Annotated in this window: 10 protein-coding genes; 6 read left to right on the forward strand and 4 right to left on the reverse strand. The window is 71.5% G+C overall.

Features of this window, described 5'->3' with window-relative positions; all coding sequences use genetic code 11:
• The 3 genes from B8460_RS12890 to B8460_RS23775 form a co-directional block, all read left to right on the forward strand.
• A partial coding sequence (locus B8460_RS12890) for a flavin monoamine oxidase family protein (RefSeq protein WP_048862009.1) occupies window positions 1-1,036 on the forward strand: 1,036 nt, incomplete at its 5' end.
• Window positions 1,037-1,045: 9 nt separating this feature from the next.
• Window positions 1,046-3,466, forward strand: a complete 2,421-nt coding sequence (locus B8460_RS12895) for a hybrid sensor histidine kinase/response regulator (RefSeq protein WP_052945238.1) — start codon at window positions 1,046-1,048, stop codon at window positions 3,464-3,466.
• Window positions 3,467-3,590: 124 nt separating this feature from the next.
• Window positions 3,591-4,543, forward strand: a protein-coding gene (locus tag B8460_RS23775) for an IS630 family transposase (protein ID WP_373855861.1) whose coding sequence is annotated in 2 segments (ribosomal slippage) — window positions 3,591-3,932 and window positions 3,935-4,543 — 951 coding nt in all. Because the reading frame shifts where the segments join, the coding sequence is not laid out codon by codon here.
• Window positions 4,544-4,550: 7 nt separating this feature from the next.
• Here B8460_RS23775 and B8460_RS12905 read toward each other — a convergent pair.
• Complete coding sequence (locus B8460_RS12905; protein WP_048862012.1) at window positions 4,551-5,594, reverse strand: cyclase family protein; 1,044 nt, start codon at window positions 5,592-5,594, stop codon at window positions 4,551-4,553.
• A complete protein-coding gene (locus B8460_RS12910) occupies window positions 5,591-6,481 on the reverse strand; it encodes a TauD/TfdA dioxygenase family protein (RefSeq protein WP_048862013.1) in 891 nt (296 codons plus the stop codon). The genes B8460_RS12905 and B8460_RS12910 overlap by 4 nt, the downstream gene beginning before the upstream one ends.
• A 520-nt stretch (window positions 6,482-7,001) precedes the next feature.
• Here B8460_RS12910 and B8460_RS12915 point away from each other — a divergent pair.
• The 3 genes from B8460_RS12915 (at window position 7,002) to B8460_RS12925 (ending at window position 10,462) form a co-directional block, all read left to right on the forward strand.
• On the forward strand, window positions 7,002-8,069 hold the full coding sequence (locus tag B8460_RS12915; RefSeq protein ID WP_048862014.1) for a glycosyltransferase family 4 protein: 1,068 nt from the start codon (window positions 7,002-7,004) through the stop codon (window positions 8,067-8,069).
• A gap of 170 nt (window positions 8,070-8,239) precedes the next feature.
• Complete coding sequence (locus B8460_RS12920; RefSeq protein WP_048862015.1) at window positions 8,240-9,355, forward strand: alpha-hydroxy acid oxidase; 1,116 nt, start codon at window positions 8,240-8,242, stop codon at window positions 9,353-9,355.
• Window positions 9,356-9,412: 57 nt separating this feature from the next.
• Window positions 9,413-10,462: a zinc-dependent alcohol dehydrogenase family protein gene (locus B8460_RS12925; RefSeq protein ID WP_048862016.1), complete on the forward strand. Its 1,050-nt coding sequence runs from the start codon at window positions 9,413-9,415 to the stop codon at window positions 10,460-10,462.
• A 20-nt stretch (window positions 10,463-10,482) separates the two neighbouring features.
• Here B8460_RS12925 and B8460_RS12930 read toward each other — a convergent pair whose 3' ends face one another.
• Both B8460_RS12930 and B8460_RS12935 read right to left on the reverse strand, forming a co-directional pair.
• Entirely contained in the window at window positions 10,483-10,836 is a 354-nt protein-coding gene (locus B8460_RS12930) for a DOPA 4,5-dioxygenase family protein (RefSeq protein ID WP_048862017.1), read from the reverse strand.
• Between the two features lie 34 nt (window positions 10,837-10,870).
• Window positions 10,871-11,878 (reverse strand): efflux RND transporter periplasmic adaptor subunit, encoded by a 1,008-nt coding sequence (locus B8460_RS12935; protein WP_084623618.1) that lies wholly within the window; start codon window positions 11,876-11,878, stop codon window positions 10,871-10,873.
• Window positions 11,879-11,898: the final 20 nt, after the last annotated feature.

Here is an 11,898-nt window from a genome sequence, read left to right on the forward strand (position 1 = left end):
GGAACACGCCTGGGCGGCCTATGACGCAGCCGGCGCGCGCCTCGCCGCCGCCCCCGGGCCTGATACCAGCATGGCCGCGGTCGCCGACGCGCTGGAGGCGGCGGCGAGGCCCGATGGCGCGACAGCCGATGGCGAGACGGTCGCGTGGCTGCCGATGATCGAGGCGTGGGAGGGGCCGGTGATCTGCGCGGCCGAGGCGCGCGGGATCAGCCTGCGCGACTGGCACGCCAACGCGCTGGAGGGACGCAACCTGACGTTCCCCGGCGGGCTCGGCGACTTCGTCGCCCGCCGCCTCGGGCCCGGCGCGGGGGATATCCGGCTGGGCACGCCCGCGACCGCGATCGCCTGGTCCGGCCATGGCGTGACGGTGACCACGCCGATGGGTCCAATCGAGGGTTGCGCGGCCATCGTCACCGTCTCCACCGCCGTGCTGGCGCGCGAGGCGATCCGCTTCACCCCCGCCCTGCCCGCCCACGTGCTGCAGGCGGCGTCCGACCTGCCGCTCGGCCTCGCGCTCAAGGTCGCGCTGCGGGCGGCGGGGCCGGACCGGCTCGGCCTGCCGCCTTTCACCACGCTCGACCGGCAAATCGCCACGCGCGGAGAGGCGTTCGCGATCTTCAACGTCTGGCCCTATGGCCGCGATCACGCCATCGCATGGGTCGGCGGCGACACCGCGTGGACGCTCGCCCGCGCCGGTGCACGGGCCGCGCAGGATTTTGCGCTTGCTGAAATCAAACACATGCTGGGAAGTAGGGCCGCCGCGTTATTTACGGATGAAGTCATCGTGACCGGCTGGGACCGTGACCCGTTGATAGGCGGGGTCTATTCAAACGCCCGGCCGGGTGCCGCGGATGCGCGGCGCGTGCTGGCGGCGCCGCTCGCCGACGGTCGCCTTGTGTTCGCCGGAGAGGCCTGCCATGTCGGTTTCGCCGGCACCGTCGCAGGCGCGTGGCACAGCGGCGAGCGCGCCGCCCGCCACGTCGCCGCCGCCCTGACGCCGGGGTCGCTTTCGCCGCCCGTCACGCCGCCGCCCTAGGAAATCCGCTTGGATCGTCTGCCCCTGCGTACTGCCGACCTCGATTACGTGTTCCGCGAAGCGGTCCATGCCGGGGCCGTGCCGATGGTCGTCACCGATCCGCGCCGGCCCGACAATCCGGCGATCTTCGTCAACGACGCCTTCGTCGCGCTGACGGGGTACGCCCGCGACGCGGTGATTGGTCACAACCTGCGGCTGTTGCAGGGGCCGGACACGGATCCCGCGACGGTGGCCCGGCTGCGCGACGCGATCGCCGGCGCCTGTCCGGTCAATGTCGACATCCTCAACTACCGCGCGGACGGCACGCCGTTCTGGTGCGCGCTGTTCATCACGCCGGTGCAGGACGCCGCCGGACAGGTGACGCATTTCTTCGCCTCGCAGCTTGACGTGACCGACCAGCGCGCGGGCGACGAGGCGCGGCGCGTGCGCGACGCGCAGATGCAGCGCGACATCGCCGAGACGCTGCCGCATCTCGTGTGGACGGCCGACCCGGACGGCACGGTGACGTGGCGCAACCAGCGCTGGGTCGATTACACCGGCTTCGACCTCGACGAGCTGAAGGCCGGGCGCTGGTTCGACGTGCTCGACCCGAAGATCCGCGACGAGGCCCTCGCCGCCTGGGCCGCGTCCCGCGCGAGCGGGCAGCCGCTCGACCTCATCGTGCGGCTGCGCGGGCGCGACGGCGTCATGCGGCCCTTCCTGTGCCGCGCGGCGCCGCTGCGCGACGCGCGCGGGCTGATTTCCGGCTGGTTCGGCACCCATACCGAGATCACCGCGCTGAGCGACAACGAGGCGCGGTTCCGCCTGATCACCGAGGCACTGCCGCAGCTGGTCTTCTCCGCCCCGCCCGACGGGGCGGTCGATTACTACAACCGCCGCTGGTACGAGTTCACCGGCACACGGCCGGGGGAGTCGGACGGCGACCGCTGGCATGACGCCATCCACCCGGACGACCTGCCGCGCACGATCGATGCCTGGGCCACCGCCGTCAGCACCGGCGGTCTTTACGAAATCGAATACCGGCTGCGCGCGGCGGACGGCACGTGGCGCTGGTTCCTCGGCCGCGGCGTGCCGTTGCGCGATCCGGAGACGCAGCGGGTCCTGCGCTGGCTCGGCACCTGCACCGACATCGACGACGCCGTGCGCGCCCGCCACGAGCTGGCGCGCAGCCGCACCGATCTTGAGATGCTGGTGCGCGAGCGGACCGAGGAATTGCGCGCCACCGCCGACCGGCTGGTGCAGGAGGCGGCCGAGCGCGCCAAGACGGAAGCGGCGCTGCGGCAGGCGCAGAAGATGCAGGCCGTGGGGCAGCTCACCGGCGGCGTCGCGCACGACTTCAACAACCTGCTGACGGTCATCCTCGGCAGCCTCGACATGCTCGACCGGCGCCTGTCGGCGGGCGTCCCGTCGGCCGCCGACATCGCCCGCATGCGCCGCGCGGTCGGGGCGGCGATGCAGGGGGCGACGCGCGCGGCGGCGCTGACGCAGCGGCTGCTCGCCTTCTCGCGCCAGCGCGCGCTCGACCCGCAGACGGTCGCGACCAACACGCTGATCGCCGGCATGCTCGACCTGCTGCGACGCACGCTCGGCGAGGCGGTGGCGATCGAGACCGATCTGGCGCCCGACCTGTGGCTCGCGCATGCCGACCCGAACCAGCTCGAAAGCGCGCTGCTCAATCTCGCGGTCAATGCCCGCGACGCGATGCCGGGCGGCGGCTGCCTGCGGATCGAGACGGCCAATCGCAGCCTCGACGCGGCGGGCGCGGCGGCGCTCGAACTGCCGGCGGCTGGCGACTATCTCGCGATCACGGTGCGCGACACGGGCACGGGCATGGACGCGGCGACGATGCGCCAGGCCTGCGACCCGTTCTTCACCACCAAGGATCCGGGCCAGGGCACCGGCCTCGGCCTGAGCCAGGTGTTCAACTTCGTCCACCAGTTCGAGGGCCAGGTCCGCATCGAGAGCCAGCTCGGCGAGGGTACCGCCGTCACCCTGTTCCTGCCGCGCGCGGCATCGGGCGGCGGCGGGGTGGCCGAGGCCGATCCGGCCGCCTATGCGCCGCCCGCCACGCACATGGCGACGGTGCTGGTGGTGGAGGACGACATCGACGTGCGCGCCTTCGCCACCGACAGCCTGCGCGAGCTTGGCTATCACGTGCTGGAAACGGCGGGCGCGGCGGCGGCGCTCGACATCCTCGATCAGGTGCCGGACATCGCGCTGCTGTTCACCGACATCGTGCTGCCCGGCGGGCAGAACGGCCACGACCTCGCGGTCGAGGCGCGCCGCCGCCGCCCTGGGCTGAAGGTGTTGCTGACGACCGGCTATGGCGGCGAGACGGTGCGCGCCGCCGGGCTGCCGGACACGCAGGTGCTGCCCAAGCCGTTCACCTATGCCGAACTGGCCGCGACCTTGCGCGGCCTCCTCGGCTGATCGCCGGACCGGCGCGCGGGCCCGGCCGCTAGAGCGGTTTCAAGCTGACCTGGATCGCGATTGGGGGTTCCGGCGCGCCCTGCATCTGTGATTCGTAGGTGTCCGGCGTTGACCGGAGGCCGCAATGGCATGGCGGAATGGGCAGGCGTATTCGGACGATCTCCGGCAGCGGGTGCTGTCGGCGGAGGGCACATGCCGTGAGGTTGCGGCCCGCTTTGGGGTGAGCGTCTCGTATGTGGTCAAAGCTCGGCAGCGGCGTGAGCAGGCTGGGGAAACGGGGGCGCGGCCGCAGCGGTGTCATGTGCCGCGCCAGCTTGCCGGACTGCATGATGCGATCGAGGCGCAGGTGCGTGCAAAACCCGATCTGACCCTTAACGAGCTGCGGGTGTGGCTGCATCAGACGCACGGGGCGGCGGCCAGCCTGGGCCTGATGTGGAACACCCTGGCCCGGCTCGGGCTGACGCTCAAAAAAAGACGCTCCACGCTGCCGAGCAGGCCCGCGCCGACATTGCGCGAGCGCGCCAAGAGTGGCGCGGCCTGCAGCAGCACCTGAAGCCGGAGCAGCTGGTCTTCCTGGACGAGACCTGGACCAAGACGAACATGACGCGGCTACGCGGGCGCGCCGCACGAGGCCAGCGCCTGGTGGCGTCCGTGCCGCATGGTCACTGGAAAACGAGCACCTTCCTCGCGGGTCTGCGCAACGATCGGATCGTCGCGCCGCTCGTGCTCGACGGCGCGATCAACGGCCAGACCTTCCGCGCCTATGTCGAGCAGTTCCTGGCGCCAACGCTGGCACCGGGCGACGTCGTGGTCGCCGACAACCTCGGCAGCCACAAGGTCGCAGGCGTGCGTGAGGCCATCGAGGCGCGCGGCGCGAGCCTGCTGTTCCTGCCGCCCTACAGCCCGGACCTCAACCCGATCGAGCAGGTCTTCGCCAAGCTCAAACAGATCGTGCGCAGTGCCGAGCCACGCCAGCGCGAGACGCTTTGGCGCACCATCGGAACCTGCCTCGGCCGGTTCTCGGCCGTCGAGTGCGCCAATTACCTCGCCGCAGCAGGCTACAGACGGTCAGCGTGAAAACGCTCTAGACGGTCGCGACCGGCGTCGCGGGCGAGCCCACCGCGCCCGGCAGGCGCAGCGGCGGCGCGGTCAGCATGAAGCGCGTGCGGTTGTTGGCGCGCAGCCAGTCGGCCAGGTCCGTGAGATACCACAACTCGCCGAGGTAGCAGCCGAGCCGGAACAGGCAGTGCGCGTGCAGCGGCAGCATGGCGCAGAAATCATCCATGCACGGGCGCGGCGGCACCGATTCCACGCCGTAATTGTCGGCGATCAGCGCGACCGCGCCGCAGTCGGTCACCCATTGGTGCAGCCGCACGTCGCGTCCGTCGAGCGCGCAGGTGGTGGCGAACAGCGTCTTGACGTCCGGCTCGCGGTTCATCTCCAGCAGCGCCTGCGCGAAGCCGGTGCGGAACAGCACGAAGTCGCCCGGCTCGATCACGATGCCGTCGGCGTCGATCACGCGCCGGATGTCGTCGTAGTCGATGAGCTTGCCGCTGCGGCCGTAATGGGCGAGCAGGTCGATCATCACGCCGCGCCCCTGCATGCAGGCCGCCGCCATGTTCTCGACCCCCAGACGCTGCGCGCCCTTGTGCGCGCCGAGTGGGGTCATGAAGCCGTCGTCGCGATAGGCGACCGGGCCGACGATGTCGGAATTGGCGCGGAAGCCGTTGTAATAGACGTCCTCCGGGCGGCCGTCGCCATCCACGTCGAACATCTGCCCGACATGCGCAAGGCTGTCCCATTGCGTCGAATACTGCAGCGTCAGCAGCACCTGATCGTCGCAGACGATATCGAGCGCGGTCGGATCGTCGCAGCGCAGCGGATAGTTCATGTTCGGCCGGCCGTTGCGCTGCGTGGGACGCAGCTCGGGCGGCGTGCGGCGCGGGTTCAACAGCGATCCGCCCGGATAGTCGAGCGGCAGCGACAGGCAGAAGGTCCGCCCCTCCCGCACCTCGGCGACGCCGCGCAGCACCGCCTCGCGCGTCAGCAGGTTGGCGCGGCCGAGCTGGTCGTCCTCGCCCCAGTCGCCCCAGGTCGAGCCCTCGGGGCGGCGCGTCCAGCGCTTCATGCCGCCACCTGCTCGGCCGTGTGGACCTCGCCCGCGACGGTGGTGCGCCGCATGTCGCGCACATGGGTCGTCTCCGCATAGCGGCGGGCGCGGTGCATGGTCTGCCGGTTGTCCCACATGACAAGATCGCCGACGCGCCAGACATGGGCATGTACGAACTGCCGCTGCGTCGCGTGCTCGATCAGGTCGCGGATGAAGGCCATGCCCTCCGGCACCGGCCAGCCGACGATGCGGCCGATATGCGACGACAGGAACAGCGACTTGCGCCCCGTCACCGGATGGGTGCGCACCAGACGCTGGCGGACGGGGCGGAACATCTGCCGCTCGTCGTCGGTGAAGTCGGTGAAGCCGAGCGTGCCGCGCGAATAGAGCAGCGAGTGCTCGCAGACGAGATCCTCGACCTCCGCCTTGGTCGCCTCGTCGAGCGCGTCGTAGGCGGCGCGCATGTCGGCGAATTCGGTGTTGCCGCCGGCGGGGGGCACGACGCGGGCGGACAGCAGGGAGTATTTCGCGGGCTTGGCGCGGAAGCTGCTGTCGGAATGCCAGAGCTGGTTGCCGAGGTTGAACATCCGCCGCTTGTCGTCGCGGGCGAGCATGCGGTTCTGCCCGTCGAGATTGGAGATGTCGGCGAGCTTGACCGAGATGCGGCGGCTTTCGTTCTGGCTCTTGAGCTGGTTGCCGGCGGCGATCTCGATCGCGCCGAAGTTTTCGGTGAAGGCGACCTGCTGCTCGTCGTCGATCATCTGGTCGCGGAACACCAGCACCGCATGCCGGTCCATGCCGGCCTCGATGTCCCGCACCTCCTCCGCCGTCAGCGCGCGGCGCAGGTCCGCTCCCGCGACCTCGCCGACGAACAGGGGGTGCAGCGGGGTGATCTCGATGGACATGGACGTTCCCCTTTTTGTCTTCCGGGCCTCTACCAGGCGGTAACGAGCCTAGGGCGCCCCGGCGCGCCCGTCATTACGCGGATACGGCATGGCCGCCCCACGCGGGGGCGCCCGGGCGCCACCGTGCAGGGCCGGCCGCGCGGCATGCGATCACATTCCCGCGTGCAGGGCGGAACGGCCATTCGGGCGGCGAACAGAAACCCGGGCGCGGTGTTGTGCCCCTGGCCGCAGGCATGGCCGGGAGGGTTTGCGGATGGTCCAGCGCGAGGCGGTCGGTTCCACGGATGCGCATCGCCCCAAACCGGACGACCCCGCGACACCCCGCACCGCCGCCCCCGCGATCCCCGCCGGCACGACCGCAAAAGCCCCGCTTTCGCCATATTTGCGCGCCGAAGCGCCATATTCGGGGACTAGTTACCTACAGTCAGAACGGACGGCCCGCGCCCGGCACGCCCACCGGGACCCCGGCGCACCGCCCGACGACCGCAGAAATCCGCCTCCAGGAAAGGGGCCGTCACCTATGCGTATCGCCCAGATTGCACCGCTGTTCGAGGCCGTCCCGCCGAAGCTGTACGGCGGCACCGAGCGGGTCGTTTCGTGGCTGACCGAGGAGCTGGTCTCCATGGGGCACGAGGTCACCCTGTTCGCCTCCGGCGACAGCATGACCGCCGCGAAGCTGGAACCGGTCTGGCCGCAGGCGATCCGTCTCGATCCCGCGATCCGCGACTGGATCGCCGCCTATGCCGTGCTGATGGAATACGTCGCCCAGCGCGCCCATCAGTTCGACGTGCTGCACTTCCACGTCGACTACTTCCCGCTGTCGCTGTTCAGCCGCCTCGGCGTGCCGTTCATGACGACGCTGCATGGCCGTCTCGACCTGCCGGAGTTCAAGGCGGTCTATGAGACGTTCCCGAACGCCCCGTTCGTCTCCATCAGCGACAGCCAGCGCCTGCCGCTGCCGCGGCAGAACTGGGTCGGCACCGTGCTGCACGGCCTGCCGCCGCAGCTGCTGACGCCGCCGGCCGCGCGCACCGGCGAGGACTACCTTGCCTTCCTCGGCCGCGTCTCGCCGGAGAAGGGCGTGGACCGCGCCATCCGCATCGCCGCCCGCGCCGGCATGAAGCTGAAGATCGCCGCCAAGGTGGACAAGGTCGACCAGGAGTATTTCGACGCCGAGATCAAGCCGCTGCTCGCGACCGGGCAGGTGGAGTTCATCGGCGAGATCAACGACGCGCAGAAGCCCGCCTTCCTCGGCAATGCCCGCGCCCTGCTGTTCCCGATCCGCTGGCCGGAGCCGTTCGGCCTGGTGATGATCGAGGCCATGGCCTGCGGCACGCCGGTCATCGCCTTCCGCCACGGCTCGGTGCCGGAGGTGATGGACGACGGCGTGAGCGGCTTCATCGTCGATGACGAGGATCAGGCCGTGGCCGCGCTGGGTCGTCTCGACAGCATCGACCGCGCCGGGGTGCGCGCGCAGTTCGAGCGCCGGTTCACCGCCCGCCGCATGGCGGAGGACTACGTGGCGCTCTACCGCCGCCTGTCGCGCCGCCCCGACCTGTCGCTGGTCGAGGCCGAGGCCGCCGACTGACGGCGCCCCTCCCCCGGGTCGCGCGGCGCCCGCCGCCACGCGATCCGGCCGCCCTCCCCGTCTCCCGCTGATTGCCTGATGAACCGGCGCAGGGCTTCCCTGCGCCGGTTCGCTCTGGCGTCGGCGCGCGCCGCATGGTGGTCTTTCGTCAAAAGCGGCGGGAGGACGTCATGGCCAGCCATCAGCACGCGGACCTGCCGCGTGCCGACTCCACCTATGAATGCCTGCACGAATTCGCCGAGGCGGCGCGCGCGCGCCTGCCGATCGAGGCGTGGGACTATCTCGCCGGCGGCGCGGAAACCGAGACCGCGGTGCTGCGCAACCGCCTCGCGCTCGACAGCCTCGCCTTCCGCCCGCGCGTGCTGCGCGACGTCTCGCATGTCGAGACAAAGTCCGCCGTGCTCGGCCGCCCGTCGCGCCTGCCGGTGCTGCTCGCGCCCGTGGGCTCGCTGGAGGCATTCACGCCGGGGGGCGCCGCCGACGCCGCCCGCGCCGCCGCGCAATTCGGCATCCCCGTCACCGTCTCCTCCGTCACCGCGCCGGGGCTGGAGGCGTCGGCCGAGGCCGCCGGCGACGGGCGCCGCATCTTCCAGCTCTATACGCGCGGCGACGCGGCGTATGTGGACGACCATGTCCGGCGCGCCGTCGACTGCGGCTACGAGGCGTTCTGCCTGACGGTCGATTCCGCCGCCTATAGCCGGCGCGAGCGCGATCTCGCGAAGCGGCATATCCGTCCCTGGCGCCTGACCGCGAGCGGCATGACGTATCAGGCCGCCCTGTCGTGGGACGACGTGCGGCGGTTCAAGGATCGGCACACCATCCCGCTGATGCTCAAGGGCATCGCCACGGCCGAGGACGCGGCGACGGCGTGTGATCTCGGCGTGGAGGTGATCTGGGTCTCCAACCATGGCGGGCGGCAGCTCGATCACGCGCTCGGCACCATGGACATGCTGCCCGAAGTGGTGGCGGCGGCGGCCGGGCGGGCGCGGGTGATCGTGGACGGCGGCTTCCTGCGCGGCACCGACATCCTCAAGGCGATCGCCCTCGGCGCCGATTCGGTCGCGATCGGGCGGCTGTATTGCTACGCCCTGGCGGCGGGCGGCGCGGACGCGCTGGTGCGGCTGCTGGACATCCTGGAGACGGAGATCGCCGTCGATCTGGCGCTGCTCGGCGTCACCTCGGCCGCCGCCCTGTCGCCCGCCTATGTCCGCGCGGCCCCGCCCGCCGCCCTGCCCGGCGTGCTGAGCGGGCTGCCGCTGATCGGCCAGTATCCGCGCGACCGCTGAGGCGCGTCCCCCCAAGCGGCTTCCCCACGCGGAACTCATGCGAAGGAGACAGACACCATGCGCGGCGTGACGTTCAGCGGTGACCGCAGGCTCGACACCGTGACCGTGCCCGACCCGACCCCCGGCCCCGGCGAGGTGGTGCTGGAGATGAAGGCGAGCGGCATGTGCGGCAGCGACCTGAAATTCTACCGCGCCCAGGCCGGCGGCAGCGCGGCGCTCGGCCTGCCGGCGACGGACGGGCCGGTGATTGCCGGGCACGAGCCCTGCGGCATCGTCGCCGCCGTGGGTCCGGGCGTGCCGGCGGCCGAGGCGCGGGTCGGCGCGCGGGTGATGGTCCACCACTACACCGGCTGCGGCGTCTGCGCGCATTGCCGCACCGGGTGGTCGCAGCTGTGCCAGGAGACGCCGATCAAGGTCTATGGCGTCACCGCCCATGGCGGCCACGCGCCGTATCTCAAGGTGCCGGCGCGCACGCTGGTGCCGCTCGACGACGCGCTGTCCTTCGCGGCCGGGGCGGCGATTTCCTGCGGCACCGGCACCGCGTGGGGCGCGCTGGTCCGGCTCGGCCTCACCGGGCAGGACACGATCGCCATCTATGGCCAGGGACCGGTCGGCCTGTCGGCGACGCAACTCGCCGTCGCCATGGGCGCGCGGGTGATCGCGCTCGACATCAGCCCGACGCGGCTGGAACGCGCGCGCGCCTTCGGCGCCGCCGCGGTGATCAACCCGGCGCAGGACGACCCGCTGGAGGCGATCCGCGAGCTGACGCACGGACGCTGGGCCGATTGCGCGCTGGAGACGTCCTCCGCCCCGTCGGCGCGCGTCGCCACGGTGCGCAGCGTCAAGGTGTGGGGCCGTGCCTGCTATGTCGGCGAGGGCGGCGAGGTCACGCTCGATGTCAGCGCGCATCTGATGCGCCGGCAGGTAACGCTGATCGGCTCCTGGACCTTCTCGACGGTCGGGCAGGCCGAATGCGCCCGCTTCATCGCCGAGCGCGGCATCGCGGTGGACGACCTGTTCACGCATCGGTGGACGCTCGATCAGGCCGAGGAGGCCTATCGCCTGTTCGACGCGCAGACCGAGGGCAAGGGCGTATTCCTGATGTAGCCCGCAGGCGCGCGCCCCCCTCAGGCGTGCGCCGTCTCGGTCTCCGGCAGCACCGAGGCATCGAGCGGCAGCACCGCGCCCAGCCACAGGGCATGCAGCATGTGGTCGTCGCGCGGCCGCCCCGTCTCCGGGTGGATGAACACCACGAGGCCGCGCCGGTTGAGCATCAGCCAGGGGACGATCGCGGCGAACACGTCGGGCGCGAAGGCGACCTGATACATGCCGCGCGCGTGCGGTCCGACCGGGCGGTCGTGCCAGCGGCCCATCTGCACCGTGAACCGCGCCTCGATCTCCGCGCGGACGAGGGCGGCGGTCTCGCGTGTCGCGTCGTCGTAGTAGATATGGGCGTGATAGCCGTGGATGGCGGCGGTCATCGTCTGCCTCCTTGCTGTTTGCGCCGCGCCCGGATCAAGGCGTCGGCCCGACCGGCGCCGGCGCGGGCGCCATGGCGGGCGGGATGCGCCGTTCGGCGGGCGGCACCGGATCGACCTCCACCGACGCCGTGAGGCCCTGCACCAGCCGCACGTCGTCCGGCACCGAGTCGAGATGGATGCGCACCGGCACGCGCTGGGCGAGGCGGACCCAGGTGAAGATCGGGTTGACCGAGGCGAGGCCGACGCCGTCCGGCGTCGCGTTGGTCACGCCGATGCCGCGCGCGATGCTCTGCACATGGCCATGCAGGACGGTGCGGTAGCCCATCAGCCACACCTTCGCCGGGTCGCCCGGATGGATGTCGGCGAGCGCGGACTCCTCGAAATACCCGTCCACCCAGAAGCTGTCGGAATCCACCACCGAGACGGCGCGCTGTCCGGTCACCGCATAGTCGCCCCGCCGCGTCAGCAGGTTGGTGACCCAGCCGTTGACGGGCGAACGCAGCTCCGTCCGCTCCATGTTCACGCGGGCCTGCGCGAGCCCGGCCATCGCCGCTTCCAGCGCCGCCTTGGCGGCCAGCGCGCTGGCGGCGAAGTTCTCGCGCTCCTCGACGGAGGTGGACAGGTCCGACAGGCGGGCGCGGCGCTCGGCCTCGGCCTGCTTGTTCTGCATGTCGGTGCGCGCCTGGTCCATCCGCGCGGCGGCCGTCGCCAGCGCCACGGCATAGTCGCGCTGGTCGATGCGCATCAGCAGGTCGCCCTTGTGGACGAACTGGTTGTCGGCGATCGGCAGCAGGGTGATCTGGCCCGACACCTCCGGCGCGATGCGGACGACGTTGACCCGCACCCGCCCGTCGCGCGTCCAGGGCGCGGCCATGTAGACGCCCCACATGCGCCAGCCGAGGAAGCCGGCCACCGCGACGGTGGCGAGCGTGATCGCGACGCCCGTCGCCCGCCCGAGCAGCCGGCCCGCCCGGCCCCGCGTCGGTGTCGGCGTCGCGCGCGGGCCGGCCGCGCTCCGTTCCTCGGTCGTTGCTTGCGACATGAGCCTCAGCCCGCCTCCCA

The organism is Acidisphaera rubrifaciens HS-AP3 (assembly GCF_000964365.1).
Classification (GTDB): domain Bacteria; phylum Pseudomonadota; class Alphaproteobacteria; order Acetobacterales; family Acetobacteraceae; genus Acidisphaera; species Acidisphaera rubrifaciens.